Source organism: Amycolatopsis sp. H20-H5 (genome assembly GCF_035828755.1).
Taxonomy (GTDB): Bacteria; Actinomycetota; Actinomycetes; order Mycobacteriales; family Pseudonocardiaceae; genus Amycolatopsis.
Window position 1 is genome coordinate 12,956 of the sequence record NZ_JAYMZS010000029.1, and the last position, 25,952, is coordinate 38,907.

28 protein-coding genes and 1 pseudogene are annotated in these 25,952 nt (G+C 70.0%); 8 read left to right on the top strand and 21 right to left on the bottom strand.

Features of this window, described 5'->3' with window-relative positions:
• Positions 1-16: 16 nt before the first annotated feature.
• The 17 genes from QMK34_RS18145 to hrcA all read right to left on the bottom strand — a co-directional run bounded on the left by QMK34_RS18145 (position 17) and on the right by hrcA (position 13,314).
• Entirely contained in the window at positions 17-460 is a 444-nt protein-coding gene (locus QMK34_RS18145; RefSeq protein WP_326415220.1) for a hypothetical protein, read from the bottom strand.
• Positions 460-1,308, bottom strand: coding sequence for an isoprenyl transferase (locus QMK34_RS18150; protein ID WP_326415221.1), 849 nt, complete (start codon positions 1,306-1,308; stop codon positions 460-462). Before QMK34_RS18150 ends, QMK34_RS18145 begins: the two co-directional genes overlap by 1 nt.
• Before the next feature lie 39 nt (positions 1,309-1,347).
• Positions 1,348-2,121: a DNA repair protein RecO gene (recO, locus tag QMK34_RS18155; protein WP_326415222.1), complete on the bottom strand. Its 774-nt coding sequence runs from the start codon at positions 2,119-2,121 to the stop codon at positions 1,348-1,350.
• A gap of 49 nt (positions 2,122-2,170) precedes the next feature.
• Positions 2,171-2,668 (bottom strand): CD225/dispanin family protein, encoded by a 498-nt coding sequence (locus QMK34_RS18160; protein WP_326415223.1) that lies wholly within the window; start codon positions 2,666-2,668, stop codon positions 2,171-2,173.
• 74 nt (positions 2,669-2,742) lie between these two features.
• Positions 2,743-3,708: an RDD family protein gene (locus QMK34_RS18165; protein ID WP_326415225.1), complete on the bottom strand. Its 966-nt coding sequence runs from the start codon at positions 3,706-3,708 to the stop codon at positions 2,743-2,745.
• Between the two features lie 199 nt (positions 3,709-3,907).
• Entirely contained in the window at positions 3,908-4,357 is a 450-nt protein-coding gene (locus QMK34_RS18170; protein WP_326415226.1) for a DUF2752 domain-containing protein, read from the bottom strand.
• Positions 4,354-4,722: a CD225/dispanin family protein gene (locus tag QMK34_RS18175; protein ID WP_326415227.1), complete on the bottom strand. Its 369-nt coding sequence runs from the start codon at positions 4,720-4,722 to the stop codon at positions 4,354-4,356. Before QMK34_RS18175 ends, QMK34_RS18170 begins: the two co-directional genes overlap by 4 nt.
• Positions 4,719-5,036 carry a CD225/dispanin family protein gene (locus QMK34_RS18180; RefSeq protein WP_326415228.1) on the bottom strand — a complete coding sequence of 106 codons (318 nt, stop codon included), beginning with the start codon at positions 5,034-5,036 and terminating at the stop codon, positions 4,719-4,721. The genes QMK34_RS18175 and QMK34_RS18180 overlap by 4 nt, the downstream gene beginning before the upstream one ends.
• 78 nt (positions 5,037-5,114) lie before the next feature.
• Positions 5,115-6,014, bottom strand: coding sequence for a GTPase Era (era, locus tag QMK34_RS18185; RefSeq protein WP_326415229.1), 900 nt, complete (start codon positions 6,012-6,014; stop codon positions 5,115-5,117).
• Entirely contained in the window at positions 6,014-6,349 is a 336-nt protein-coding gene (locus QMK34_RS18190; RefSeq protein WP_326415230.1) for a cytidine deaminase, read from the bottom strand. The genes era and QMK34_RS18190 overlap by 1 nt, the downstream gene beginning before the upstream one ends.
• Positions 6,342-7,694, bottom strand: coding sequence for a hemolysin family protein (locus QMK34_RS18195; RefSeq protein ID WP_326415231.1), 1,353 nt, complete (start codon positions 7,692-7,694; stop codon positions 6,342-6,344). The genes QMK34_RS18190 and QMK34_RS18195 overlap by 8 nt, the downstream gene beginning before the upstream one ends.
• A gap of 10 nt (positions 7,695-7,704) precedes the next feature.
• Positions 7,705-8,265, bottom strand: a complete 561-nt coding sequence (ybeY, locus tag QMK34_RS18200; protein WP_326415232.1) for an rRNA maturation RNase YbeY — start codon at positions 8,263-8,265, stop codon at positions 7,705-7,707.
• A gap of 2 nt (positions 8,266-8,267) precedes the next feature.
• On the bottom strand, positions 8,268-9,353 hold the full coding sequence (locus QMK34_RS18205; protein ID WP_326415233.1) for a PhoH family protein: 1,086 nt from the start codon (positions 9,351-9,353) through the stop codon (positions 8,268-8,270).
• 105 nt (positions 9,354-9,458) lie between these two features.
• Complete coding sequence (locus QMK34_RS18210; protein WP_326415234.1) at positions 9,459-9,842, bottom strand: HIT domain-containing protein; 384 nt, start codon at positions 9,840-9,842, stop codon at positions 9,459-9,461.
• Positions 9,843-10,290: 448 nt separating this feature from the next.
• Complete coding sequence (locus tag QMK34_RS18215; protein ID WP_326415235.1) at positions 10,291-11,058, bottom strand: 16S rRNA (uracil(1498)-N(3))-methyltransferase; 768 nt, start codon at positions 11,056-11,058, stop codon at positions 10,291-10,293.
• Positions 11,059-11,064: 6 nt separating this feature from the next.
• Entirely contained in the window at positions 11,065-12,234 is a 1,170-nt protein-coding gene (gene dnaJ, locus QMK34_RS18220) for a molecular chaperone DnaJ (RefSeq protein ID WP_326415236.1), read from the bottom strand.
• 54 nt (positions 12,235-12,288) lie between these two features.
• Positions 12,289-13,314, bottom strand: a complete 1,026-nt coding sequence (gene hrcA, locus QMK34_RS18225; RefSeq protein WP_326415237.1) for a heat-inducible transcriptional repressor HrcA — start codon at positions 13,312-13,314, stop codon at positions 12,289-12,291.
• A gap of 234 nt (positions 13,315-13,548) precedes the next feature.
• Between hrcA and QMK34_RS18230 the strand changes: the two genes are divergently transcribed.
• From QMK34_RS18230 to QMK34_RS18245, 4 genes are read left to right on the top strand one after another with little or no spacing between them, the layout of a single operon-like run.
• Positions 13,549-14,064: a YbaB/EbfC family nucleoid-associated protein gene (locus QMK34_RS18230; protein WP_326415238.1), complete on the top strand. Its 516-nt coding sequence runs from the start codon at positions 13,549-13,551 to the stop codon at positions 14,062-14,064.
• The gene (locus QMK34_RS18235) at positions 14,064-14,381 is read left to right on the top strand and encodes a type VII secretion target (RefSeq protein WP_326415239.1); all 318 of its coding nucleotides are present in this window, start codon (positions 14,064-14,066) and stop codon (positions 14,379-14,381) included. The genes QMK34_RS18230 and QMK34_RS18235 overlap by 1 nt, the downstream gene beginning before the upstream one ends.
• On the top strand, positions 14,378-15,628 hold the full coding sequence (locus QMK34_RS18240) for a hypothetical protein (protein ID WP_326415240.1): 1,251 nt from the start codon (positions 14,378-14,380) through the stop codon (positions 15,626-15,628). The genes QMK34_RS18235 and QMK34_RS18240 overlap by 4 nt, the downstream gene beginning before the upstream one ends.
• Before the next feature lie 6 nt (positions 15,629-15,634).
• The gene (locus QMK34_RS18245; protein ID WP_326415241.1) at positions 15,635-16,183 is read left to right on the top strand and encodes a hypothetical protein; all 549 of its coding nucleotides are present in this window, start codon (positions 15,635-15,637) and stop codon (positions 16,181-16,183) included.
• Positions 16,184-16,255: 72 nt separating this feature from the next.
• On the opposite strand, the gene QMK34_RS18250 is transcribed toward QMK34_RS18245, so the two are convergent.
• The gene (locus QMK34_RS18250) at positions 16,256-17,752 is read right to left on the bottom strand and encodes a CoA-acylating methylmalonate-semialdehyde dehydrogenase (RefSeq protein WP_326415242.1); all 1,497 of its coding nucleotides are present in this window, start codon (positions 17,750-17,752) and stop codon (positions 16,256-16,258) included.
• A 166-nt stretch (positions 17,753-17,918) separates the two neighbouring features.
• Here QMK34_RS18250 and QMK34_RS18255 point away from each other — a divergent pair, with 166 nt between their 5' ends.
• Together QMK34_RS18255 and QMK34_RS18260 are read left to right on the top strand one after the other, a co-directional pair.
• A complete protein-coding gene (locus QMK34_RS18255; RefSeq protein WP_326415243.1) occupies positions 17,919-19,541 on the top strand; it encodes a PucR family transcriptional regulator in 1,623 nt (540 codons plus the stop codon).
• Positions 19,542-19,600: 59 nt separating this feature from the next.
• Complete coding sequence (locus tag QMK34_RS18260) at positions 19,601-19,972, top strand: SSI family serine proteinase inhibitor (protein WP_326415244.1); 372 nt, start codon at positions 19,601-19,603, stop codon at positions 19,970-19,972.
• Between the two features lie 43 nt (positions 19,973-20,015).
• On the opposite strand, the gene QMK34_RS18265 is transcribed toward QMK34_RS18260, so the two are convergent.
• The 3 genes and pseudogenes from QMK34_RS18265 to QMK34_RS18275 form a co-directional block, all read right to left on the bottom strand.
• A complete protein-coding gene (locus QMK34_RS18265; protein ID WP_326415246.1) occupies positions 20,016-21,533 on the bottom strand; it encodes a DUF4153 domain-containing protein in 1,518 nt (505 codons plus the stop codon).
• A 74-nt stretch (positions 21,534-21,607) separates the two neighbouring features.
• Positions 21,608-22,652 (bottom strand): annotated as a pseudogene (locus tag QMK34_RS18270) (HAMP domain-containing sensor histidine kinase).
• The gene (locus QMK34_RS18275) at positions 22,649-23,326 is read right to left on the bottom strand and encodes a response regulator transcription factor (protein ID WP_326415311.1); all 678 of its coding nucleotides are present in this window, start codon (positions 23,324-23,326) and stop codon (positions 22,649-22,651) included. Before QMK34_RS18275 ends, QMK34_RS18270 begins: the two are co-directional and overlap by 4 nt.
• Before the next feature lie 239 nt (positions 23,327-23,565).
• Between QMK34_RS18275 and QMK34_RS18280 the strand changes: the two genes are divergently transcribed.
• Both QMK34_RS18280 and QMK34_RS18285 read left to right on the top strand, forming a co-directional pair.
• On the top strand, positions 23,566-25,158 hold the full coding sequence (locus QMK34_RS18280) for an NCS1 family nucleobase:cation symporter-1 (protein WP_326415247.1): 1,593 nt from the start codon (positions 23,566-23,568) through the stop codon (positions 25,156-25,158).
• The gene (locus QMK34_RS18285) at positions 25,109-25,951 is read left to right on the top strand and encodes a nitrilase-related carbon-nitrogen hydrolase (RefSeq protein WP_326415248.1); all 843 of its coding nucleotides are present in this window, start codon (positions 25,109-25,111) and stop codon (positions 25,949-25,951) included. The genes QMK34_RS18280 and QMK34_RS18285 overlap by 50 nt, the downstream gene beginning before the upstream one ends.
• The last annotated feature ends 1 nt before the right edge of the window (position 25,952 follow it).

Consider the following 25,952-nt stretch of genomic DNA (forward strand, 5'->3'; position numbering starts at 1 on the left):
TACGGTTTGCCGGTAACTATTCGGTCTCGGCGTCCGTTTCGCCGGGCACGAGCCCGAGCAGATCCGTCCGGAGCTGCGACGCGGTCGACACGACCAGCATCAGCAGGGTGCCCAGCGGCGTCGGGTCCATACCCTCGGCCGGGAACGCGTAGCGCAGGGTGATGTCGAGCCCGCGATCGGTGTGGACCACGCCGAGGGTGCCGAACAGGCCCTGGCCGGCCCGCTCGGCGGCCGAGGTGGCGATCGACGGGTCGTCGGGCAGGTCCCAGGCCACCACGCAGGTGAGGCTCAGCACGGTGAGGCCCTCGGCGAGCCTGGTCGCCTGGATGACGCAGGGGACGTCGGCGTGGGAAAACGTCAGCGCCCCGTCGTCGTCGACGTGGACCTCGAGATAGCGCTCCAGCGCTTCCCTCGCGGCTGTCAGCAGAGCCGCGGTCTCCGCCGCCTCGGTCGTGCTCATCACTGGCCTCCGGTCGCCGCTTCGGCGTCGTGTGCTCGGGCGGCCGCGGCGTCGATCGCCGCGCCGAAACGCCTGTCGCGCTTGGCGAATTCGAGGCAGGCGCGCCACAGGTGCGTCCGGTCGAAGTCGGGGAAGAGGGTGTCCTGGAAGACCAGCTCGGCGTAAGCGGACTGCCACAGCATGAAGTTCGAGGTCCGCTGCTCGCCGGAGGGCCGCAGGAACAGGTCCACGTCCGGCATGTCGGGCTGGTAGAGGTACTTCGCGATCGTGCGCTCGCTGATCTTCTCCGGGCTCAGCTTGCCCTCGGCCACGTCGCGGGCCATCCGGGTCATCGCGTCGGCCAGTTCGGCGCGGCCGCCGTAGTTGACGCACATGGTCATGTTGAGCGCGGTGTTGTCCTTGGTCTTCTCTTCGGCGACCTGGAGTTCCTTGATCACGCTGGCCCACAGCTTCGGGCGGCGGCCCGCCCAGCGGATGCGCACGCCGATCGAGCCGAGGTAGTCGACCTGGCGGCGGATGGTGTCCCGGTTGAAGCCCATCAGGAACCGGACCTCTTCGGGGCTGCGCTTCCAGTTCTCGGTGGAGAACGCGTACACCGAGAGCCATTTGACGCCGAGCTCGACCGCGCCGCTGGCGACGTCGATCATCACCGCTTCGCCGCGCTTGTGGCCCTCGATCCGCGGCAGGCCGCGCTGGTTGGCCCAGCGGCCGTTGCCGTCCATGACCAGCGCCACGTGCTTCGGCAGCAGCTCCTTCGGGATCTCCGGCGGCTTTGCCCCGGACGGGTGAACGTCGGGCGCACGCAGCTCGAACCGCGACGCTTTTTGTTCCCGTCCCCTGCGCAACACTGGAGTGCCTCCCTGATGGGTGAATCCGATCTTCCGACCCTACTGGGCCGTTTCGGGACGGGCGGGAACGGCCTCCCGCGCACGCCGTTCGACCAGGGGAAGCGATCGGAGTTGCCGTTCCAGGTGCCACTGCAGATGCGCGGCGACGAGCCCGGAGGCATCGCGGCGGGAATGCTGGAGCGAGGCCTCCGCGACTGGCCATTCGCCCTGCATGAGGGCGTCGAGCAGGGTCAGGACCTCGGGTGCCGGATGCACGCAGCCGGGCACGCGGCAGTCCTGGCACATCGAGCCGCCCGCGGAGACGCTGAACGCTTTGTGCGGCCCTGGCAGGCCGCAGCGGGCGCATTCGGTGATCGCGGGCGCCCAGCCCGCGTAGGACATGGCGCGCAGGAAGAAGGCGTCCAAGACGAGGGAGGCGTCCCGTTCGCCGCCGGCCAGCGCGCGCAGCGCCCCGACGACGAGGAGGTACAGCTTGAGGACCGGCTCGCCCTCTTCGGCGGACAACCGGTCGGCGGTCTCCGCGATCGCGGAACCCGCGGTGTAGCGCTGGTAGTCGGCGACCAGCTGCACCTGGAAGGCGTCGACGGTCTCGACCTGGGTGATCACGTCGAGCGTGCGGCCCGTGTAGAACTGCAAGTCGACGTGCCCGAACGGCTCCAGCCGCGCACCAAACCTCGAGGAAGTGCGGCGGACACCCTTCGCGACGGCACGGACCTTGCCGTGCCGCCGCGTTAACAGGGTGACGATCCTGTCGGCTTCACCGAGTTTGTGCGTCCGCAATACCACTCCGGTGTCGCGATAGAGGTTCACCACCCCGTCATCGTCCCACCATCGGGCGACAACGGCGCGCGGCGACCCGGCTTCAGCAGTAGCTGCCGTAACAGGAGCTGTACGTGCTCACCGCGGTGGCGGCGACGATGATCCACACGATGCTGAAGACACAGCTGATGCCGCCGACGATCGAAGCGATCAGGCAGAGCGTCTTCGTGGTGCGCGAGGCCTGCTCGGCCATCGCGTAGTTGCCCTGCATCTTGTAGGTCTTGACCTCGTTGGACTTGATGATCGCGAAGATCGCCAAGATCCAGAAGAGGAAGATGCAGCCGATCGCCCAGCCCTTGTAGTCCTTGATGGCGTTGATGTCGCCGCCACCGCCGTAACCACCCGGCTGCCCATAGGGCGCGGGCTGGCCGTAGGGCGCGGGAACGGCGCCATACGCCGGCATGCCACCGGAAGGCGGGCCGTAGCCGGGCGGGGGCTGCTGGCCGTAAGGCGGCTGTCCCGGCGGCGGCTGCTGGCCGTAGGGCTGCTGCCCGGACGGCTGCTGACCGTGAGGCGGCTGCTGCCCATAGGGATTGGTCATGACGTGTTCCCCAATTTTCGTGTTCTTCCGGCGAGCCTGTCCCGCCGGTTACCGGAAAAGCGTGCGGGCCGGACCTACTGCTGCTGCTGGTTCGGCGGGATCTTCTGCGTCTCGTCCGGCGTGCCGCCGGGCTGGATCATCTGCGTCCGCTCGACCGAGTCGAACGCGGACTCGGGCGGCTGCTGCTGCGGCCCGGTCCCCGGCTGGGGCGGCTGCGGCTGCTGGGCGAACCCGCCGGATTGCGGCGGCTGGCCGTACCCGCCCTGCTGGGGTTGACCGGGCTGGGGCTGACCGAAGCCACCCTGCTGCGGCTGACCGAAACCACCGGGCTGGGGCTGCTGCGGGAATCCGCCCGACTGGGGCGCCTGGCCGTACCCGCCCTGCGGCGCCTGGCCCGGCTGCGCGCCGAAGGGGGACGCGGGCTGTGCGGGCTGGGCGCCGTACGGGGCCAGGGGCTGGCCGTAGGGCTGCTGCTGCGCGCCGTACGGATTGCCCTGGGCGGCTGGGTCGACGTTGACGACGATGGTGCCGACGATCTTGTCCGAAAAGGTCTGGGACTTCGGGTCCCACGCCGGCCAGAGCCAGCCGAGGTAGCAGGCGACGTTGTCGACGAAGTGGGCGAGATCGCGCACGAACGCCATGCCCGCGCCCAGCGGCTGGCCGGTCTCCTCCTTGAGGAGCTTGATCTTGAGCACCCGCTTGCCGAGCGACTGGCCGGTGTTCCCGCCCTGGATCCACCGGTTGTAGATGGTCCAGCCGAGACCACCGAAAAGGCCGATCACCACGATGATGCCGCCGACGATGTTGGAACCGATCATCACCAGGTACCCGACCAGCATCACCCCGAGCATCGGGGCGAGGTCGATCAGATAGGCGCCGGCGCGCTGTCCCCAGTTCGCGTAGTCCTGCCGCAGGCCGCCGAACGGGGGCTGCCCGGGATAGCCATAGGGCGCGGGCTGGCCGTACGGCTGCCCGTACCCAGGCTGCTGCTGCCCACCCGGCGGCTGGCCGAAAGGCTGCTGGCCGTACGGATTGGTCATCGAAATCCCCTCGCTGGTTTCGTACGCCGCGCACGCGGTACCTCGTGCGGGAACCGGCCCGAATGTACGGCATCACCCCGCGCGCCACAGACCGGTGCGCGGATCGTACTAGGTCCGGCGCCGAATCCGGGGATCAACCCGCGCTCAGAGCCGTTTTCACCGGGCTTGGACGAGCTTCGGGGCCGCGCGGTTCCCCGGCTCAGACGAACAGACCGGTGAACGGGGCGAACGGCAGGTTACGCACGACGAACCAGAGCGCGAACACCACGGCGAACACCAGCGGTGTCCGCCGCCAGTGCAGCCAGCTGCTCACCGCCCGGCCGCGCAGCCGACCCGCCGTCCAGGCCGCCGTGCTCCAGACGAACAGCAGCACGACCACCAGCGAAACCGCGTTGTAGTGCAGCGCCGCCGGGATGTCACCGTGCAGCAGGCTGTACGCCATCCGCAGGCCACCACAGCCGGGACAGTCGATACCGAACAGCAACTTGGTGGGACACACCGGCGACGGCCCGCCCGGGGTGGTCGGGTCGGCCAGCCACACCGCGGCGCAGCAGACCCCTGCCCCGGCGACGACCGCCAGCGGCGGCACCAGCGCCCGGCTCCGCGCGCGCCAGCCCCGCGCGGGGACTCCCGTGTAGACAGTCGTCATCGCGCCGACACCACCGGCACCATCGTGGTGATGCTGGTGCCGATGATGACGACGAACACCACGATGAACACGACGTAGAGCACCAGCCCGACGCCCGCCGCGATGGCCGACCACATGGCCCACTTCTTCGCGTCGTCGGCGGCCTTGTGCGCCTCGGCGAAGAAGCCTTGGAACCACAGGTTGTTGACCTGGCTGGACTTCACGATCGACACGATACCCAGCGGCAGGCAGCAGAGCACCGTGGTGAGGATGGCCCACACCAGGTTGTTGTCCGGCGGCGGACCGTAGTTCGGCGCCCCGTAGTAGTACGGCGGCGGTGGTGGCGGCGGGCCCTGTGGCGGATAGGGCGGGTACTGGTTCGTCATGCGGCATCTCCCAGGCTCAGCACACCCACCACGATCAACACGGCCACCAGCACCCACAGCACCAGCCCGAAAACCGCCGCCGCGATCGCCCAGGTCCTGGCGGACCTGGCCGCGGCCAGCGCGGCCTCCGGCTGCTCGTTCGCCCACAGCCCGGCGACCTTCGCGGCCTGCACGATCGACACGACACCGAACGGCAGGCAGCACAGGACCGTCGTGACGATGCCCCAGACCAGGTTGCTGGCCGGGGGCGGCCCGGGGTTGTACCCGGCGCCCCGGCCCTCCGGCGGTGGCGGTGGAACCTGGCTCTCGGTCATGGTGTGGTGCTCCCCCTTCGCGTCACTGTGCTTCGGACTCCCGTCACCCGCGCCCGGTTCCCTGCCGGGCGAAGCTGCTCAGAAACCGAGGCGGCGCAGCTGCTTGGGGTCGCGCTGCCATTCCTTGGCGACCTTGATGTGCAGGTCGAGGTAGACCTTCGTGCCGAGCAGCGCCTCGATCTGCTTGCGGGCCTGCGCGCCGACCTCGCGCAACCGCTCGCCCTTGTGGCCGAGGATGATGCCCTTCTGGCTGTTGCGCTCGACGTAGAGGAACGCGTGGATGTCGATCATGTCGTCGCGGCCCTCGTGCGGCAGCATCTCCTCGACGGTGACCGCGATCGAGTGCGGCAGCTCGTCGCGGACGCCCTCGAGCGCGGCCTCGCGGATCAGCTCGCCCACCAGGGTCTGCTCGGGCTCGTCGGTCAGCTCGCCGCCCGGGTAGAGCTGCGGGCCTTCGGGAAGCTTCGTCACGAGCAGCTTCGCCAGCGCGTCGACCTGGAAACCGTCCACAGCGGACACCGGGATGAGGTCGGCGAACTCCATCACGTTCTGCAGCGCCATGAGCTGCTCGGCGATCTGCTCCGGGCGCACCAGGTCGGTCTTGGTCACGATGCCGACGATCGGCGTCCGCTTGGCGATCTTGGTCAGCTCGTTGGCGATGAAGCGGTCGCCGGGGCCGATCTTCTCGTTGGCCGGGATGCACAGCCCGACAACGTCCACTTCGGACCAGGTCGCGTGCACGACGTCGTTGAGCCGCTGGCCCAGCAGCGTGCGCGGCCGGTGCAGGCCGGGGGTGTCGATGAGGATGAGCTGGCCGTCCTCGCGGTGCACGATGCCGCGGATGGCGTGCCGCGTGGTCTGCGGCTTGCTGGAGGTGATGGCGATCTTGGTGCCCACCAGCGCGTTGGTCAGCGTCGACTTGCCGGCGTTGGGCCTGCCGACGAAACAGGCGAAACCGGAACGATGCGGTTCGGTCATCAGCGCAGCACCTCCTGCACGGCGCCGTCCGGGCCGGTGCGGATGATCGGGGCGTCCTTCGCCAAGTCGCGGACCGCGTGGACGGAGGACTCCTTGACGAGCGCGTCCGCGGTGACGACCACGGCCGCCTCGACGCCCTCGGCGCCACTCGACAGCGCGGCCGCGACGGCGGCCTGCAGGGCGGTGAGCTGGAACGACGGCTGGTCCACCGTGGCGGCCGCGTAGGTGCGGCCGTCAGTGTCCCGCACCGCCGCGCCTTCGGCGGCCTCGGTGCGGGCACGTGCCGACCTGGCCAGGGTCACCAGCTTCTGGTCCTCGGCGTCGAGGTCAGGCATGTTCGACACTCCTGTCGCGTTCATCGGGGTGGGGCACGCGGGTGCGGCGACGACCGGTCGTCGCGTCGGACACCGCTTCGGAGTCGGCCGGGTGCACGACCACCGAGGTGATCCGCATGCGTCCCCGCCGGTCCTTGCCCCCTTCGGCGAACAGCCTAAGGCCCGCAACCTCGGCTTCCGCCCCCGGTAGCGGAACCCTGCCGAGCCGCTCGGCCAGCAGGCCACCGACGGTTTCCACGTCGTGGTCGTCGAGGTCGATGCCGAACAGGTCGCCGAGGTCGTCGACGGACAGCCGCGAGGACACCCGCACGGCGCCGCCCTCGAGCTCCTCGACCTCGGGCCGCTCGTCGGTGTCGGACTCGTCGGTGATCTCGCCGACGATCTCCTCCAGCACGTCCTCGATGGTGAGCAGCCCGGCCGTGCCGCCGTATTCGTCGACGGCGATCGCCATGTGATTGTGGGAGAGCTGCATCTCCTTGAGCAGCTCGTCGAGCCGCTTGGAGTCCGGGACGAAGCCCGCGGGGTTCATCAGCTCGCCGACGAGCCGCTGCGGCCCGCCGTCGGCCATGTACGCGGGCATGAGGTCCTTGATATTGGCGACGCCGACGATGTCGTCGACCGATTCGTCGATCACCGGGAGCCGGGTGAACCCGGTCCGCAGGGCGAGCGCGAGGGCCTGCCGGACGGACTTGGTGCGCTCGATCCAGACGATCTCGGTCCGCGGCACCATCACCTCGCGGGCGACGGTGTCCCCGAGTTCGAACACCGAGTGGATCATCTCGCGTTCGGAGTCCTCGACGACGCCGCGTTCCTGCGCGAGGTCGACGAGCTCACGCAGCTCGACCTCCGAGGTGAACGGACCCTCGCGGAAGCCCCGGCCAGGGGTGATCGCGTTACCGAGGACGATGAGCAGCCTGCTGAGCGGCCCGAGGACCTTGCCGAGCACGCGGACGGGCCCGGCGACCAGGGTGCCGACGCGGTAGGGGTGCTGGCGGCCGATGGTGCGCGGGCCGACGCCGATGAGGACGTAGCTGACCACGACCATCACCACCGCCGAGACCAGCACGGCCAGCCCGAGCTGGTCGAACCAGTGCACGAAGACGACCGTGACCAGCACGGTCGACGTCAGCTCACAGCTCATCCGCAGGAGCAGCAGCAGGTTGATGTGCCGCCGTCGTTCGGCGATGACCAGCGCCAGCTGCCTGGCGCCGACGCGGCCCAGCCGGACCAGGCCTTCGGCGCGCGCCTGCGAGACGGTGCTCACCGCCGCGTCGGCCGCCGCGAACACGCCCGCGAGCAGGACCAGCGCGACGGCGACGATCAGCAGGGCCGTGGAACCACCCATGAGGGCCGCCTCAGGCAGGTGGTTCGGTGGCGGGCGACGCGGCCGCGTCGAGACCGGCCGTGCCGAGCAGGCGATCGTCCGCGGTGCGCTGCGCGTCTTGGCGCTGCAGCGCTGTCACGGCCGCCTGGAACTCGCCGAGGATCCGCTTCTGCAGGCCGAACATCTCCCGCTCTTCGGCGGGCTCGGCGTGGTCGTAGCCCAGCAGGTGCAGCACGCCGTGCGTGGTGAGCAGGTGCAGCTCGTCGATCAGCCCGTGCCCGGCCGCCTTGGCCTGGTCCTTGGCGAACGCCGGGCACAGCACGATGTCGCCGAGCAGTGCGGGCGAGGCGTCCGGTGCGTCGGGACGGCGTGAGGAGTCCAGCTCGTCCATCGGGAAGGCCATCACGTCGGTCGGGCCGGGGAGGTCCATCCAGCGTTCGTGCAGGTCTTCCATCACTTCGAGGGTGACGCAGAGGATGGACAGCTCCGCGAGTGGGCTGACCTCCATCTTGTCGAGCGCGAAGCGGGCGGCGGAGACGATCGACGCCTCCTCGACGTCGACGCCGGATTCGTTGGCGATTTCGATGCTCATGGTTAGCGGCGCTGCCCTTTCCAGCCGTTCGCGGGCGGGTCCTGGGCGTCCTGCACGGCCTGCCATTTCTCGTAGGCGTCGACGATGTCGCCGACCAGCTGGTGGCGGACGACGTCCTGGCTGGTCAGCTGGGCGAAGTGGATGTCGTCGACACCCTCGAGGATGTCGCGCACGACCCGGAGGCCGCTCTTCTGGCCGTTCGGCAGGTCGATCTGGGTGATGTCTCCGGTGACCACGATGCTGGCGCCGAAACCGAGCCGGGTGAGGAACATCTTCATCTGTTCCGGCGTGGTGTTCTGCGCCTCGTCGAGGATGATGAAGGCGTCGTTGAGGGTGCGGCCGCGCATGTACGCGAGCGGCGCGATCTCGATGGTGCCTGCCTGCATCAGCCGCGGGATCGACTCGGGATCGACCATGTCGTGCAGCGCGTCGTAGAGCGGGCGCAGGTACGGGTCGATCTTCTCGTTCAGGGTGCCGGGCAGGTAGCCGAGCCGCTCGCCGGCCTCGACGGCGGGGCGGGTCAGCACGATGCGGCTGACCTGCTTGGCCTGCAGCGCCTGGACGGCCTTCGCCATCGCCAGGTAGGTCTTGCCGGTGCCCGCGGGGCCGACGCCGAACACGATGGTGTGGGTGTCGATGGCGTCGACGTAGCGTTTCTGGTTGAGCGTCTTGGGCCGGATCGTCTTGCCGCGCCGGGAGATGATGTTCATGCTCAGCACTTCGGCGGGCGACTCGCCCTCGCCGGCGGAGAGCATGCCGACGGTGCGGCGCACGGTGGCGGGGTCGACCTGCTGGCCGCGCCCGGCGAGGGTCACCAGCTCGGCGAACACCCGTTCGCCGAAGGCGACGTCGGCGGGGGCGCCGCTGAGGGTGACCTCGTTGCCGCGGACGTGCACGTCGGCTTCGAGGAGTTCCTCGACCACGCGGAGGTTTTCGTCCCGGGAGCCGAGCAGCACGAGCGTGGCGGCGTCGGGGATGGGGAATCGGGATTGAGCCGCCTGGGGGGCGTTGGCCTCATCGGACTTCGATGACGCGGCGTCCCGTGGGACGTCGGGTCGGGCGGCTCCACCCTGTGCGGTACCGGCCACGTGGCGTCGGGCCTGCTTTCTGCGCTACGGAATCGGACACTGCTGACCCCACGATGCTAGCGGCACAGCCACCTCCGGCGCAGTCCGGTTTCCCGGAACCCCTCATCAGGGGGCGTGAGCCCCGAAAAACCCGAGCTGCTCCCCACCCAGAACATGCGCGTGAACATGAAAAACGGTCTGCCCGGCATCCCGATCGGTATTGAACACGACCCGGTACCCCGACCCATCGATTCCCTCGAGCTCGGCCACCTTGGCGGCCGACGAGATCACCTCGGCCAGCAGGGCCGGATCAGCAGCGGCCAGCTCGGCAACATTCCGGTACCGCTTCTTCGGCACCACCAGCACATGCGTCACAGCCTGCGCATTGATATCCCGAAAAGCCAGGGTCCCCGCGGTCTCATAGACCACCTCAGCCGGAATCTCCCGAGCAACAATCCGCTCAAAAAGCGTCTCACCACCACCACCATCACCATCACCATCATCACTCATACAACCACCCTAACGCCCCAAAATCTGGCCAAAAACAGGCCACACCCCACACCGGACACAGGGACACGGACAGCGACAGCGACAGGGGACACAGATACACGACCAGCGAGCAAAGCGAGCTAGGTCAACCCAGCAACCCACCCAACAGTTACGTACCGCACCGTGGGGGGTCCGGGGGGCTCGGCCCCCCGGGAGATACGCGGAAACCGCGTCCAGCGAAGGTGCAAAGCACCGAGTAGACGCCGCGGCGCGGTGGAGCCTGGGGGTCGCTCCACCGCTGCCGCGGCTCCGCCGGACCGAGGGGGGAGGTGTCCGGCGGTGTCACACGGGCGCGTCCGGGTAGGGGTCCCAGTAGCGCGCCCAAGCCTTGTGTTGCGCGTTAGTTAACGAGCGTAACGGCTCGGAGTGTGATCGCGCCATAACTCGCCGCAAATTTTCTGGCCAGTTTTTACTGCCAGCGGGCGGTGAGTGCGCCCAGTGCGCCCAGCGCAACCGCCGCGGCGGTGGAGGTGCGGAGGACGGTGGGGCCGAGGCGGATCGCGGTGGCTCCGGCTTGGGTGAGGGTGGTGAGTTCGTCGTCGGTGATGCCGCCTTCGGGGCCGACGATGAGGAGGAGGTCGCCGGTGGCGGGGAGGGTGAGGTCGGTGAGGCGGGTGGTGATGCCGGATTCGAGGACGAGGGTGGCGGACATCGTCTGGGCGAGTCCGGCGAGTTCACGGGTGGTCACCGGGTCGGCGACCTCGGGGACGTGGGCGCGGCGGGCTTGTTTGGCGGCGGCGCGGGCGGTGGAACGCCAGCGGCCCAGCGCCTTTTCCCCGCGAGTGCTGTCCCCTCGGGTGCCGTCTTCCCATTTGGCGACGCTGCGGGCGGTGCGCCAAGGCACGATCGCGTCGGCGCCTGCTTCGGTGGCGAGTTCGACGGCGAGTTCGCCGCGGTCGCCCTTGGCCAGCGCCTGGGCGACGGTGACGCGCAGGGCGGGCAGGTCCTCGGTCCAGCGGTGTTCGATGCCGAGGGTGAGTGACGCGTCGCGCCCGGCCTGGACGGCTTCGACGACGCAGCGGGCCATGCCGCCCACGCCGTCGGAGAGCACGAGACGCTCCCCCACGCGCAAGCGGCGCACGGTCGCCGCGTGCCGGGCCTCCTCGCCGTCGAGGCTGACGCGGCCCGTTTCGGGCAGCGACTCGGCGAGGAAGACCGGCAGGGTGGTCTCGGGCACCGTGGGTTACCGGTGGTTCTTGGTGCGCAGCTTGGAGAACAGGCCGCCGGGCTTGCCGTTGGCCGCCAGTGTCGGCACCTCTTCGCCGCGCTGCTGGGCGAGCTCGATGAGCAGGTCCCGCTGGGCGTCGTCGAGTTTGGTCGGGACCACGACGTCGACGTGGACGTGCAGGTCACCGCGGCCGTCGACGCGGCCGGAGGACCGCAGCCGGGGCATGCCCTTGCCGGTGAGCACGAGCTCGGTGGCGGGCTGGGTGCCGGGCTCGACGTCGAGCTCGTAGTCGCCGTCGATGAGGGTCTCGATCGGGATGGTCGCGCCCAGCGCCGCGGTGGTCATCGGAATGCGGAAGTTGCAGTGCAGGTCGTTGCCGTGGCGGACGAACACCTCGTGCGGGGCCTCGTCGATCTCGACGTAGAGGTCGCCTGCCGGGCCGCCGCCGGGGCCGACCTCGCCCTGGCTGGACAGCCGGATGCGCATGCCGTCGCCGACGCCGGGCGGGATCTTCGCGGTGACGTTGCGCCGCGCGCGGACCCGGCCGTCGCCGCCGCACTGGCGGCACGGGTCGGGGATGACCTCGCCGAAGCCACGGCAGACCGGGCACGGCCGCGCCGTGACGACCTGGCCGAGGAACGAGCGCTGCACCGACTGGACCTCGCCCGCGCCACCGCAGGTGTCGCAGGTCTTGGTGCTGGTGCCCTCGGCGGTGCCGCCGCCGCGGCACAGGTCGCACACGATCGCGGTGTCGACGGTGATCTCGCGGTCGGCGCCGGTGGCGCACTCCTCCAGCGTCAGGCCGAGGCGGATGAGCGCGTCGGAACCGGGCTGGGTGCGGCTGCGCGGGCCGCGACGGCTGCCGCCGCCCTGGCCACCGGCCGCGCCGAAGAAGGCGTCCATGATGTCGCCGAGGCCGCCGAAGCCGGAGAACGGGTCGCCGCCCCCGCCGCCACCGCGGGCGCCGCTGTCCATCGGGTCGCCGCCGAGGTCGACGATCTTGCGCTTCTGCGGATCCGACAGGACCTCGTACGCGGTGGTCACCTCGCCGAACCGGTGCTGCGCGTCCTCCGACGGGTTGACGTCGGGGTGCAGCTCACGGGCCATCTTGCGGTACGCGCGCTTGATCTCCTGATCCGACGCGTTCTTGGCCACCCCAAGAGTGCCGTAGTAGTCCCTCGCCACCGTCCTGCTTCTCCTTCTGCTTGCCCTGCTGCCGTCCGTGCGCCCGAAGGCGGCTTACCGGGCGGAGAGGATCTGCCCCACGTAGTTGGCCACCGCGCGAACCGCGGCGATCGTGCCCGGATAGTCCATCCTGGTCGGCCCGACGACCCCCATGCCGCCGAGCACCATGTCGTCCATCCCGTAGCCGATGGACACCACCGAGGTGCTGCGCATCTGCTCGTCCTCATTTTCCTCGCCGATGCGCACGGTGATCGCACCGGGGTTGCGCGCGGCCGCGAGCAGCTTGAGCACGATGACCTGTTCTTCGAGCGCTTCGAGGACCTGGCGCAGCGAACCCGGGAAGTCCGCGACGTTGCGGGTGAGGTTCGCCGTGCCGCCGAGGACCAGTCTCTCCTCGGGATGCTCGACCAGTGATTCCACCAGTACGGTACAGACCCTGGTCAGCACGTCACGCAGCTCACCTGGCGACTGTTCGGGCAGCTCGGCGACGCGGACGGCGGCCTCGGTCAGCTTGCGGCCGGACAGCGCGGTGTTCAGCGAGGTCCGCAGCCTGGCGACGGACTCCTCGGTGACCACGTCGCCCAGGTCGACGGTGCGCTGGTCGACGCGGCCGGAGTCGGTGATCAGCACCAGCATCAGCCGGGCCGGGGTGAGCGGCACCACTTCGACGTGGCGGACCCTGGTGTTGGTCAGCATCGGGTACTGCACGACGGCGACCTGCCTGGTCAGCTGCGCGAGCAGCCGCACCGACCGGCGCAGCACGTCGTCGAGGTCGGTGCCGCTGTCGAGGAAGCTGGTGATGGCGCGGCGCTCGGCGCCGCTGAGCGGCTTGATCTCGGCGATGTGGTCGACGAAGAGCCGGTAGCCCTTGTCCGTCGGGATACGCCCGGCGCTGGTGTGCGGCTGGGTGATGTACCCCTCCTCCTCCAGTGCGGCCATGTCGTTGCGCACGGTGGCGCTGGACACACCGAGGTTGTGGCGGTCGACGATCGCCTTCGAGCCGACGGGCTCCTGGTTGGAGACGTAGTCGGCGACGATCGCGCGCAGTACGTCGAAGCGGCGTTCCTCCGCGTTGGCCACCGGCACCTCCTCAAGCTCGTTGCCCTCACAACGAGTTTACGGACACTTGAGTGCCCGGTGCTCAACCAGCCGGGGCGGGCGCGAGACCCGGCCCGCGGTATGCCCTTGTTAAAGAATAGTAATCACTCATTAATAACCCCAAATAGGACAATTAATTTCTCGGCTTGATCGGGGAACCGGAAACCGGTTTGCTGCCTCTCACCGACATGTTCGAGGCGAGGATCCGAGGTCACCGTGAACACCACTGAACCGGTTTCGACCGGCATGCCCGATACGGCCGATATCGGCAGGCGCGCCGCCGAGGCGAAGGACAGGCTCCAGCACGTGGTCAGCACGGTGACCAGCGGTGACGGCGCCGCCACGGTCACCGTCAACGTCAGCGGGGCGCTGCAGCAGCTTTCGTTCGGCCCGAAAGCCGACGAAATGCCGCGCGCCAAACTCGCGGAGACGATCGTCGCCGCCGCACATCGCGCGCAGGCCCAAGCGGCCCAGCAACTCACCGCGATCATGGCACCCTTGATCGGGACCGACAGCGACGCGATGAAATTCCTCGAAGAACAGATTCCGGCGCCCGAGGTCGAGGAAGAACCGCCCGCCCCGGAGCAGCCGCGCTGGGAGCTGAACACGGAGCAGCAGGAGCAGCCCGCCCCGCCGCCGCCCGCCCCGCCCGCGCGCCCGGCCCGGCCGCGGCCGCCCGTTGACGAAGAAGACGACTACTACGGGGACTCGATCCTGCGAAGGGGGCTGTGATGGGACTGACTGTCGGCTTCGACGAGCTGGCCGCGCACGAGGCTGAGACCAGGGAGGTCGCCGACCAGGTCAAGACCGCGGTCGAGGCCTCCGGAGAGGCACAGGCGCTCAACAGCGACGCGTTCGGCATCGTCGGGCAGGTGTTCGCGATCCCGATCCAGATCTTCCTGACCCAGATCAACGGGATGCTCCGGGATGCCTCGGACGCCGGGCACGAGGTCGCCGACCGGCTCAAGACGGCGCACACGCTGTACAAGAACCACGAGACCACGACCAAGGCCGCGCTCGAGGGCATCGGCAAGGAGCTGCCGTCATGACCGAAACGCAGGAGAACCCGCTGGTCGCGAAGAGCGAATCCCCAGACGGCTTCTGGACCGGCATGGGGGACCCCGCAAAGAGCGAACCCGACCGGCTGAACGCCCAGACGGGCGGCTCCGGCCTGTTCAGCGACGCGGCGTCCACGCTGACCGACGCGCGGAAGGGCGACTGGGGCAACCTCGCGATGGACGCCGCCACGGACGGGCTGGACCTGCTCGGCGCGGCGATGGACCCGCTGGGCACGCTCGCCAGCGCGGGCGTCGGCTGGCTGATCGAGCACATCAGCTTCCTCAAGGAGGGGCTGGACCTGCTCGCGGGCAACCCGGAAGCCGTCACGGCCAAGGCGGTGACCTGGGACAACATCGCCAAGCAGCTCATCGCGAGCGCCGACCAGTACGAGAAGTCGGCGTCCGAGGTCGGCAAGTCGTTCTCCGACGGCGGCGGCGCCGTCGCTTATCAGGCGACAGCGAAGACCTACTCCGACACGCTGCGTGGAGCGTCGGGGCACGCGCAGGACGCGTCCAAGGCCATGAACGTCGGCGCGGCGCTCGTCGGTGTCGAGCGGGGACTGATCCGGGACCTGATCTCGTCCTTCGTCGGCGAGCTGATCATCAAGGGACTCGCCGCGCTGGCGACGTCCTGGTGCTCGTTCGGGGGGACGATCGCGGCGTTCATCGCCGACACCGTGCTGGAGGGCGCGGCGCTGGCGGAGCGGATCGGCAGCAAGATCGCCAAGGTCGTCGAGAAGCTGGAGACGCTCGCCAAGAGCGCGGGCAAGGCGGGCGCCGCGATCGAGTCCGCCGCGAACGCGCTGCGGAAGGTCGGCAAGGGCGTCAGCAAGATCGCGGACAAGGGGCTGAACGCGGCGGTCAAGATCGACAGCAAGGCGGGCGAGCTGAAGCAGGCCGGTGCCGAGTGGAAGGCACTGAGCAGCGAGGAAAAGGCAGCCGCGCGAACCGCGAAGGTCGACGGCTGGAACGAGGCGGCGGAGCACTCTGTACCAGGACGCGAGCACGTGGAAGGCCTGGGCAAAACGTACTCTGAGGACGGCCGCAACCTCCTGAACCAGAAGAAGCTACGGGACCCCTCGTCCGACATCAGCCCCAACATCGCCGACGGCACCGGGGTCATCGCGGAGGGCCGCCGTCAGGAGAACGAGCAGATCGACCGGTACAAGGAAGGCACGGAAGCCTACGAAAAGGAGCACCCCGAGGGTGAGTCCGAAGCGAAACCCGCGGGGGAATAACGCCAGATGGCGAACCAGGACGAAGTGAATCGGGCCAACCTCAGCGGCCGGGTGCATCCTTCACAACGTTTCGCGGTGCTGGGCTGGGACTTCTGGCCGTCGCTGGTCATAGTGCTGGCCTGCAGCTGGGTCGTGGGCTACGCCTACAAGAGGGCCCAGGACATCAACATGCTGAGCGAGCACAACGAGTTCATCAAGCCCGTGTCCGTATTCGACGATCTGCTCTACCTGATCCCGGTCTTGCTGCCGATCGCGTGGTTCCTCCGGGTCTGCATCCGGCGGATCGTGGAGGTGTCCCGGGGACGGCTGGACGTGATCGGCGGCCGGACCCACGACGTGGGCGACCGCCGGAAGACCCCGGTCCTGCCCCAATGCCCGCTCGTGCTGTACACGACCTACTCCCGGGGCAACAACCCGTACTACCATCTCCAGGCTGGCGGCAAGAGTCACGCAGTGGACCGCGATATGCACGCGAAGATCAAACCCGAGGGCAACAACACCGCCTTCGTGACACCGATCACCAAACGGCTCATCAACGTCGCCCCGAGCCCCTGAGCACCTGCCTCTGAAGGCCACCTTCACGGCGTTTTACGCCGTGAAGGTGGCCTTCAGGGGCAACCAAACAGGTCAGGTGTTGCGCGGGAAGCCGAGGTTGACGCCGCCCTGGGAGGGATCCGGCCAGCGGGAGGTGACCACCTTGGTGCGGGTGAAGAAGTGGAAACCCTCCGGGCCGTAGGCGTGGCTGTCGCCGAACAGCGAGTCCTTCCAGCCGCCGAACGAGTAGTAGCCGACCGGCACCGGGATCGGCACGTTGACGCCGACCATGCCGACCTCGACCTCGTTCTGGAACCGCCGCGCCGCGCGCCCGTCGTTGGTGAAGATCGCCGTGCCGTTGCCGTACGGGTTGGCGTTGAGCAGGTCCAGCGCGTCGGCATAGCCCGCGACGCGCGCGACGCACAGCACCGGGCCGAAGATCTCGTCGGTGTAGATCGACATCTCCGGGCCGACGCGGTCGAACAGCGTCGGCCCGAGCCAGAACCCGCCGTCCTCACCGTCGACCTCTACGCCCCGGCCGTCGACCACCAGCGCGGCACCCGCCGCCACCCCGGCGTCCACATAGGACTCGACGCGCTCGTGGTGCGCGGCGGTCACCAGCGGGCCCATCTCGGAGTCGGGACGCCGCCCGTCGCCGACGCGCAGGCGTGAGATCCGCTCGGCGATCTTCGCGACGAGCTCGTCGCCGACGGGGTCGACCGCGACCACCACCGAAACGGCCATGCACCGCTCCCCCGCCGAACCGAAGCCCGCCGATACCGCGGCGTCGGCGGCCAGGTCGAGATCGGCGTCGGGCAGCACCACCATGTGGTTCTTCGCCCCGCCGAGCGCCTGGACCCGCTTGCCGTGCCGGGTGCCGGTTTCGTAGACGTAGCGCGCGATCGGCGTCGAGCCGACGAAGGAGATCGCCTTGACGCGGGGGTGCTCCAGCAGCCCGTCGACCGCGACCTTGTCGCCGTGCAGCACGTTGAGCACGCCGTCGGGCAGACCGGCCTCGGCGAACAGCTCGGCGATGAAGTTGGCCGCGGACGGGTCCTTCTCGCTCGGCTTGAGCACGACGGTGTTGCCGCAGGCGATCGCGTTGGGCACGAACCACAACGGCACCATCGCCGGGAAGTTGAACGGCGAGATCACGCCGACCACGCCGAGCGGCTGCGCGAGCGAGTAGACGTCGACCCCGGTGGAGGCGTTCTCGCTGAACCCGCCCTTGAGCAGTTGCGCCGCGCCGCAGGCGAACTCGACGTTCTCGATCCCGCGGGCCACTTCCCCCGCGGCGTCGGACTCGACCTTGCCGTGCTCGCCCGTGACGATCTTCGCCAGCTCGTGCTTGCGCGCCGAGAGCAGCTCGCGGAAGGCGAACAGCACCCGCGTCCGCCCGGCGAGCGAGGTGTCGCGCCACGCCGGGAACGCGCGCGCGGCCGCGGCCACCGCCTGCTCGACCTCGGCGGGCCCGGCGAAGTCGACCTTCGCCCGGACGGCCCCGGTCGCCGGGTCGAACACCTCCCCCGCGCGTGCGGCGACGCCCTCGAACGGCTTGCCGTCGATCCAGTGGCTGATGCGGTCGGTCACGGGGTCCGCTCCATTCTCTCGGAAATCTCGGAAAGCGAGTGCCACCCGAGTGTCGTGGCGCGCGCCACGCGGACACCATGCTCAACGTGTACGGACTCGCTCTCGCGGCCGTACAGTCTGTCTCTCCTGGGGCTGTCTCTCCTGGAGCCCGCGAACGAGGAGGCCGATGTACCCGACCGTCGCCGAGGTGCTCGCGCTGCCGGTGCTGCGCCAGGGACACCCCCGGGTGGTGGCGGGCGCGGGCGGGCTCGACGCGCCGGTCCGCTGGGCGCACGTCGCCGAGATCGCCGAGATCGCGCCGCTGCTGCGCGGCGGGGAACTGGTGCTGACGACCGGGGTGGCGCTGCCCGACGACGGCCCGGCGCTGACCCGCTACGTCGCCGACCTCGCCGGGGTCGGCGTCGCGGGGCTGGTGATCGAGCTGGTGCGGCACTGGAACGACAAGCTGCCCGCGGCGCTGGTCGACGCCGCCGACCGGCACGGGCTCCCGCTGGTCACCCTTTCGAGGGAAACCCGCTACGTCACGGTCACCGAAGCGGTGAACAGCCTGATCGTCGACGCTCAGGTGGCCGAGCTGCGCGCCGCGGAACAGGTGCACGAGACCTTCACCGCGCTCACCGTCGCGGGGGCCGAGCCCGGGGTCGTGCTGCGCGAGGTCGCCCGCATCACCGAACAGCCGGTCGTGCTGGAGACGTTGTCCCACGAAGTCCTGGCCTACGACGCCGCGGGCACCGACCCCGCCGAGCTGCTGACCGGCTGGCCCGCGCGCTCGCGGCCGGTACAGGTCGGCGAGCGGACCGGGTACCACGCCGCGTCGGGCAGGCTGGTCACGGTGGTGGGCGCGCGCGGGCACGACTGGGGACGTCTCGTCCTCGTCTGCGCCGAACCGCCGCCGCACCGGCACCGCGTGGTCGCCGAGCGGGCCGCGTCGGCGCTCGCGGTGCACCGGCTGGTCGCCAAGGACCCCGACGGGCTGGAACGCCAGGCCCATCGCGCCGTACTCACCGAACTGCTCGCCTCGCCGGTGCCGTCGGCCGAGCTACTCGCCCGCGCGTCGGCGCTGGGGGTGCCACTGGCCGGGCGGTTGCTGATCGGGCTGGCCGTGCGGCCGCGGATCACCGCGACGACGAGTCCCGCCCTCTCGACCCCGCCGCTGCTGCGGGAGCTCGCCGAAGCGACCGCGCTCGCCGCGCGGCGGGCGAAAGTGTCCGCGCTGGTGTCGACCGACGACACCGGGGTCCGCGCGCTGATCGCGCTGTCCCCCGAAGCGAACGCCGACACCGTCCTGCAGCGCCTGGCGACGGACATCCACGAGGCTCGCGCCAGCGCGCCAGGGGTGATCGCGGTCGGCACCACCGTCAGCGGCACCGGCGGCGCCCGGCGCTCGCTGGTCGAGGCCGACCAGGTCGCCGCGGCGGCGCTCGGCGAGGGCGTGGAAAGGGTGCTGCACCGGCTCCACGACGTCCGGCTGCGCGGGCTCCTGCACCTGCTGGCGGGCGACGAACGGGTGACGGCGTTCTCGGCCAGGGAGCTCGGGCCGTTGCTGAGCCGCGACGCGGCGTCAGGAAGCAGACTCGTACAGGCGTTGCGGCACTACTGCGAGCACGGCGGCAACAAGTCCGCGGCCGCGGCGGCCGCGCACACCTCCCGCACCGCCTACTACCAGCAGCTGGCGCGGATCGAACAGGTGCTCGGGGTCCGGCTGGAGGACCCCGAATCAATGCTGTCGCTGTACGTGGCGCTGCTCGCGCACGATCTCGGCCAACAAGGCACTCACTCGTCCGAGTGAGTGAAGATCACCCGGCCGTGGACCACAGTGAGCACCCCCCGGCTGCCGATAGAACAGGTATGGCATTTCTCCCCCTCGCACCGATCGCCGCCGGCCTGCTGGGGCTGACCGCCCTGGTCCCGGCCCAGCCGTCCGCCTCGACCTTCGAGCTCAGCAGCCACGACTCGGCGGGCCGGGTGGCCGCGGTCTCCCTGGCGTGCGACCCCACCGGCGGCAGCCACCCGAAGAGCGACGCGGCCTGCGCCAGCCTGGCCAGGGCCGGGGGCGACTTCGCCAAGCTGCGCCCCCGCAAGCAGGCGTGCACGCTCATCTACGCCCCCGTCGACGTCACGGCCACCGGCACCTGGCGCGGCGAGCCCGTCACCTTCAGCGCCTCCTACGGCAACCGCTGCGCCGCCGACAGCATGTCCGACGGGGTCTTCGGCTTCTGATCCCGCGTGCCGGGCCGCCCCCTCGGCGGTCCGGCACCCCCGCTCAGCAGGGCGACGGGACGGGCGGCGGCGCGCTCACCACCTGCCGGGCCCCCGCCCGGCTGAGGTTCCACGCCTGCCAGCCGTCGGCGTCCAGCTGCCAGACGACAGGGCGTAGTACGCAGGAACGCCGCGGTTCCGGCAGGCGGTCGACGGCGGACACGACGTCGGTGGAGAACCCGGCGAGGTAGCGGGTGTCGAGTTCCTTGCCGTGTGCGGCCCGGTCGATGTTGCGGTCGGCGATGAAGCCCTCGGGGTTGAGCACGGCCAGCGCCAGTAGCGCCGCGGCGGCCGCGCCGATCGCCGCGCGGGGCAGCCACTGCGGGCGAAGCCGCACCAGCGACAAGAGCACCAGCACGAACAGCGCGCCCAGCCACAGCTCGCACACCTCGACGAGCAGCCGCAGCACGGTGAAGCCGTACGCCTGCTGATACGTCCACATGCGACTCAACGCCGAAGCCACCAGCACCAGGCTGAGTGCGCTCAGTGCGCCGAGCAGGCCGCGCTGCCAAGCGCGGTCGGCCGCCTCGGTGACCGGTGCCCACCGCAGCGCCGCCGCGACCAGCGCCAGTGTCAGCACGGTGATCGTGCACAGCTGCCAGAATCCGCTCCTGGCGTACTCCGCCGATGTCAGCCCGCCGGTGCGCAGGACATAGCCGGTGCCGCCGAACAGCACCACGAGCCGCACGCCGACGAACACCGCGAAGAGCGCGACCAGCACGCCCAGCGGCAGTGTCCACTCCAGACGGTGGGCGAGCCTCCGGCGAGGCGACTCGCCGAGCGCGGGCGGCGGCGGGGAGGCGAGCACGTAGCAAGCCCCGACGACACCGAGCCCGGCCAGCGAAAACACGAGGATCCAGCGGAAGACCGTGCCCACACGGATCTCGGGGGTCATCGAGCTGACCAGGTCGGCGAACGTGGCGTCCGCGCCGGCGAGCAGCGGGACGAACACCGCGAGCAGCAGCAGGGACGCGCCCACGGCCAGCAGGACCGAACGCCGTTCGCGTCCGCCGGTCCTGGGTTTCGGGGTGAACGCCCGCCGGATCCACGGCAGGGCGAGCAGCGCTTCGATGGGGACGGCGAGCACCTCGTAGAAGATCGTGTTCACCGTGCGGCGCCCGACCACGGCCAGCGAGCCCGTCACGAACGCGGCGATCACGCACAGCACGAAAAGCCAGCCCGACGCGCGCACGAAACCGACCGCGAGCAGCGCGAGAGCCGTGGCCGCCCACAGTGCACTCGCGGGCGTGAAGTGGCGGGGAGCGTCGCCGCGGGCCCGCCGGTCGACCACGAACACCGCCGCCGCGAGGATCAGCCCGCTCAGCACCCAGCCGAGGCCGGGCCGGTCCAGCGGCAGCAGCACCAGGACGCCGATCCCAGCGGCGATCGCGGCGGGCAGCACCGCCGGGGGCAGCGGCACCACGGACGCCTTCGGCGGGTTCCAGGCCGCCGTGCCGGTCAAGATGGGCAGGGCAGCCGGCGGGGCCGCGTGCGCCGGGCCGTCGTGCTGGATTTTGGGCATGGATCCTCCAGGGGACAAGGGAAAGCGGGTTTTCCGGGCAGGGTTCGGCGCCCGGTGGAAGCGAGGAAAACGAGTTACGGCGTGGGCAGCACGACGCGGATGCGGGAGCCCTCGGGCTCGGCCTGTCCCGGCACGACGACGCCGATGCTGCCGCCGTGCAGGTCGACCACCCAGCGGGCGATGGCCAGGCCCAGCCCGGTGCCCCCCGCCGCCGGCCCGCTCGCCGCGGGTGAAACGTTCGAAGACACGCTCGCGTTCGGCGGGCGGGATGCCGGGGCCTTCGTCGTGGACCTCGATCACGACGTCGGTCTCGCGTGCCTCGGCGTGCACGTGGACCTTGCCGCCCGCGGGGCCGTGGCGGGCAGCGTTGTCGAGCAGGTTGACGACGACCTGGTAGAGCCGCCCGCGGTCGGCGACGGCGCTCGCGCCGGGCGGGGAGACGTCGACGGTGAACCGCACGCCCCGCCCGACCGAGGCGGCCATCAGCTCGGCCTCGGCCGCGACCTCGTCGAGCAGCAGTTCGAGGTCGAACTCCTCCAGGTCCAGCGACAGCGCGCCGGCGTCGATCTGGGAGAGGTCGAGCAGCTCGGTGACCAGCAGCCCGAGCCGTTCGGTCTGGGCGAGCGCGGTCCGCAGGGCCGCCGGGTCGGCCTCGGCGACGCCGTCGACGAGGTTCTCCAGCAGGCCGTTCAGCGCGGTGATCGGCGTGCGCAGCTCGTGGGAGACGTTGGCGATGAGCTCGCGGCGCTGCTGGTCGGCGGTGTCGAGGTCGGCGGCCATCTGGTTGAACGCGTGGGCGAGCTCGCCGACCTCATCGCGGGCGGTGGCCCGGATGCGGCGGGTGTAGTCGCCCCTGGCCATCGCCATGGCCGCGGCCGTCATCTCCCGCAGCGGCCTGGTCATGCCGTGCGCGAGGATCTGCGAGGTGATCAGGGCGAGCACCATCGCGGTGATCGTGGTGCGCGGCGGCAGCCAGCCGATCTGGTAGTTGAAGAAGGCGAACGCGACCCCGCCCGAGCAGACCAGCAGGATGGCGAGCTTCAGCTTGATCGACCGGATCGGGTCGAGCGGGCGCGGCAGGAAGTCGGCGGTCTTGTCCAGCAGCTTGCGGACTCTCACGCGCTGACCTCCAGCGCGTAGCCGACGCCGTGGACGGTGCGGATCAGGTCGGCACCGAGCTTGCGCCGCAAGGCCTTGATGTGACTGTCCACGGCGCGGGTGCCCGAGCCCATTCCGTGCACGTCCCAGTCCCACACCTCGCTGAGCAGGCGTTCCCTTGGCAGGACCGTGCGCGGCCGCTGGGCGAAATGCACGAGCAGGTCGAACTCGATCGGGGTCAGCTGGGCCGGGACGCCGCCGCGCTCGACGCGGCGCTGGTCGATGTCGATCTCCAGGTCGCCGAGCACGATCCGCGCCCCCGCGGTCTCCACCCGCGCCGAACGCTCCACCCGGCGCAGCAGCGCGTGGACGCGGGCGGTGAGGACCCGCATCGAGAACGGCTTGGTGAGGTAGTCGTCGGCGCCCACGCCGAGGCCGACCAGCAGGTCCGTCTCGTCGGCGCGGGCCGTGAGCATGAGCACCGGCACCGGGCGGCGGGCCTGGATGCGGCGGCACACCTCGAGCCCGTCGAACCCGGGCAGCATGATGTCGAGAACCACCAGGTCGGGCTCACTTTCGGCGTCGGCGGCCACCGCGGCGGGCCCGTCGTGGGCCACCTGCACGGTGAAGCCCTCCGCGCGCAGCCTGGCCGTGATCGACTCCGCGATGGTGACGTCGTCCTCGACGACCAGCACGCGCCGTCCCCCAAGTTCCATGCCGATGACTCTAGGCATCGGCCGTGGAGACGGTCCGTGCGAGATGTGGAGATCCTGTGGGTGTTTCGGCTGGTTTGCCGGGACGCTACCGCCAGGTGTGTGACGTGCGCCATGCACCGGCCGCCGGTTCGCGCAATCGTCAGTCTGCGTTTCGACGCGGCGAAGAGTGAACACTCTGCCAGTCCCACCCGCGCGCACCGGGCGCGCACCATTCCGCAATGGAGCCGACGGCACGCGGAACGCAGCTCGTGCACAGTGATGGCCGGGTCGAACTCGACGATCCGGGTTTTCTGAAAAGCAGTCGTTTCTACAACGACGAGCTCGCCCCGGTGCCGGTGTCCAAACGCACCTGGAGCACCTACAACTACTTCGCGCTGTGGATGGGGATGGCGCACAACATCCCCAGCTACGGGCTCGCGGCCGGGCTCATCGTGGTCGGCATGAACTGGCTGCAGGCGCTGATCACGATCACGCTGGCCAACCTGCTCGTGCTGATCCCGATGCTGCTCAACAGCCACGCCGGGACGAAGTACGGCATCCCGTTCCCGGTGTTCGCCCGCGCCTTCTACGGCACCCGCGGCGCGAACCTGGCGGCGCTGCTGCGGGCGTTCATCGCCTGTGGCTGGTTCGGCATCCAGACCTGGGTGGGCGGTGAGGCGCTCTACATCATCATCGGACGGCTCGCCGGGTCCGGCTGGAAGGACTCGGCCGTGATCGGCGGGCAGCACTGGACGCTGTGGCTGTCGTTCGCGGTCTTCTGGATCGTCCAGATGCTCATCATCTGGCGCGGGATGGAAGCGGTGCGGAAGTTCGAGAACTGGACCGCGCCGCTGGTGTCCGTCGGGTTCCTGATCCTGCTGGGCTACGTCCTGATCAAGGCGGGCGGCTTCGGCCCGATCCTGTCGGAGAAGGGCAAACTCGGCTGGGGCCCGGACTTCTGGAAGATCTTCGCGCCGTCGCTGATGGCGATGATCGCGTTCTGGTCGACGCTGTCGCTGAACATGCCGGACTTCACCCGCTTCGGCGGCAGCCAGCGCAAGCAGGCCCGGGGGCAGATCCTCGGCCTGCCGACCACGATGACGTTCATCTCGATCGTCGCGATCCTGACGACGTCGGGCGGCGCGGTGCTCTACGGCGAGCAGATCTGGGACCCGGCGAAGCTCGCGGACCGGTTCGACTCCCCCGTCCTCGTGGTGATCGCCCTGATCGCGCTGGTGCTCGCGACGATCTCGGCGAACCTCGCGGCCAACGTGGTCAGCCCGTCCTACGACTTCTCCAACGCCTTCCCGAAGAAGATCACCTTCGCGATCGGCGGCCTGATCACCGGCATCATCGGCGTCCTCATCCAGCCGTGGCGCCTCTACTCCGACCCGAACATCTACATCTTCACCTGGCTCGGCTTCTACGGCGGCCTGCTCGGCGCTGTCGCCGGGGTGCTGGCGGCCGGGTACTGGGTGGTCCGGCGCACCAAGCTCGACCTCGCCGGGCTGTACGAGGACCGCGGGCCGTACTGGTTCACCGGCGGCTGGAACTGGCGCGCGCTGGTGGCGACGCTGGTCGGCGCCGTACTGGCGGTCGGCGGCGCGTACACCGCCGAGGGCACGAGCGGCCCGTTCCCCGCCGACGGGCTGATCCCGTTCCTCAAACCTCTCTACGACTACAGCTGGGTGGTCGGCCTGGTCGGCGCGTTCGTCGTCTTCCTGGCGTTTTCCCTGCCCTCGAACAGTTCTGCCGACAACGCCGACAACAAGGAGGAAGTCAGTGAGCCAAGTGGTCCGGGCCGGATTGATCCAGCAGCGGTGGACGGGTGACAAGGAGTCCATGATCGCCAACGCCGTCGACGCGATCGGCAAGGCGGCATCGCAGGGCGCACAGGTGATCTGCCTGCAGGAGTTGTTCTACGGACCGTACTTCTGCCAGGTGCAGGACCCCGACTACTACTCCTACACCGAGGCCATCCCGGACGGCCCGACCACCAAGCTCATGCAGGAGGTCGCGGCGCGGCACGGGGTCGTGCTGGTGGTGCCGATGTACGAGGTCGAGCAGCCGGGCGTCTACTACAACACCGCGGCGGTGATCGACGCCGACGGCACCTACCTCGGCAAGCACCGCAAGAACCACATCCCGCAGGTCAAGGGGTTCTGGGAGAAGTTCTACTTCCGGCCGGGCAACCTCGGCTACCCGGTGTTCGACACCGCGGTCGGCCGCATCGGCGTCTACATCTGTTACGAGCGGCACTTCCCCGAAGGCTGGCGCGCGCTCGGGCTGGCCGGGGCGAAGATCGTGTTCAACCCGTCGGCGACCAGCCGCGGCCTGTCGGAGTACCTGTGGCGCCTGGAGCAGCCCGCGGCCGCCGTCGCGAACGAGTACTTCGTCGGCACGATCAACCGTGTCGGCGTGGAACCCTTGGGCGACAACGACTTCTATGGCCAGACGTACTTCGCCGACCCGCGCGGGCAGCTCGTCGGTGAGGCGGCCTCGGACACCGAGGAGGAGATCGTCGTCCGCGACCTCGACATGGGCAAGCTCGCCGAGGTCCGCGACCAGTGGGCCTTCTACCGCGACCGCCGCCCGGACACCTACGGCCCGCTCGCGGAGGCCTGAG

What these genes read in the sequence shown, in the direction of transcription:
- QMK34_RS18160 (WP_326415223.1), bottom strand. Translation starts at nt 2,668, where the DNA reads ATGACCAATCCCTATGGGCAGCAGCCGCCTCACGGTCAGCAGCCGTCC.
- QMK34_RS18235 (WP_326415239.1), top strand. Translation starts at nt 14,064, where the DNA reads ATGGGACTGACTGTCGGCTTCGACGAGCTGGCCGCGCACGAGGCTGAG.
- QMK34_RS18255 (WP_326415243.1), top strand. Translation starts at nt 17,919, where the DNA reads ATGTACCCGACCGTCGCCGAGGTGCTCGCGCTGCCGGTGCTGCGCCAG.
- QMK34_RS18210 (WP_326415234.1), bottom strand. Translation starts at nt 9,842, where the DNA reads ATGAGTGATGATGGTGATGGTGATGGTGGTGGTGGTGAGACGCTTTTT.
- QMK34_RS18165 (WP_326415225.1), bottom strand. Translation starts at nt 3,708, where the DNA reads ATGACCAATCCGTACGGCCAGCAGCCTTTCGGCCAGCCGCCGGGTGGG.
- QMK34_RS18260 (WP_326415244.1), top strand. Translation starts at nt 19,601, where the DNA reads ATGGCATTTCTCCCCCTCGCACCGATCGCCGCCGGCCTGCTGGGGCTG.
- QMK34_RS18195 (WP_326415231.1), bottom strand. Translation starts at nt 7,694, where the DNA reads ATGGGTGGTTCCACGGCCCTGCTGATCGTCGCCGTCGCGCTGGTCCTG.
- QMK34_RS18190 (WP_326415230.1), bottom strand. Translation starts at nt 6,349, where the DNA reads ATGCCTGACCTCGACGCCGAGGACCAGAAGCTGGTGACCCTGGCCAGG.
- QMK34_RS18245 (WP_326415241.1), top strand. Translation starts at nt 15,635, where the DNA reads ATGGCGAACCAGGACGAAGTGAATCGGGCCAACCTCAGCGGCCGGGTG.
- QMK34_RS18240 (WP_326415240.1), top strand. Translation starts at nt 14,378, where the DNA reads ATGACCGAAACGCAGGAGAACCCGCTGGTCGCGAAGAGCGAATCCCCA.
- QMK34_RS18170 (WP_326415226.1), bottom strand. Translation starts at nt 4,357, where the DNA reads ATGACGACTGTCTACACGGGAGTCCCCGCGCGGGGCTGGCGCGCGCGG.
- era (WP_326415229.1), bottom strand. Translation starts at nt 6,014, where the DNA reads ATGACCGAACCGCATCGTTCCGGTTTCGCCTGTTTCGTCGGCAGGCCC.
- QMK34_RS18280 (WP_326415247.1), top strand. Translation starts at nt 23,566, where the DNA reads ATGGAGCCGACGGCACGCGGAACGCAGCTCGTGCACAGTGATGGCCGG.
- ybeY (WP_326415232.1), bottom strand. Translation starts at nt 8,265, where the DNA reads ATGAGCATCGAAATCGCCAACGAATCCGGCGTCGACGTCGAGGAGGCG.
- QMK34_RS18175 (WP_326415227.1), bottom strand. Translation starts at nt 4,722, where the DNA reads ATGACGAACCAGTACCCGCCCTATCCGCCACAGGGCCCGCCGCCACCA.
- QMK34_RS18145 (WP_326415220.1), bottom strand. Translation starts at nt 460, where the DNA reads ATGAGCACGACCGAGGCGGCGGAGACCGCGGCTCTGCTGACAGCCGCG.
- QMK34_RS18180 (WP_326415228.1), bottom strand. Translation starts at nt 5,036, where the DNA reads ATGACCGAGAGCCAGGTTCCACCGCCACCGCCGGAGGGCCGGGGCGCC.
- QMK34_RS18265 (WP_326415246.1), bottom strand. Translation starts at nt 21,533, where the DNA reads ATGCCCAAAATCCAGCACGACGGCCCGGCGCACGCGGCCCCGCCGGCT.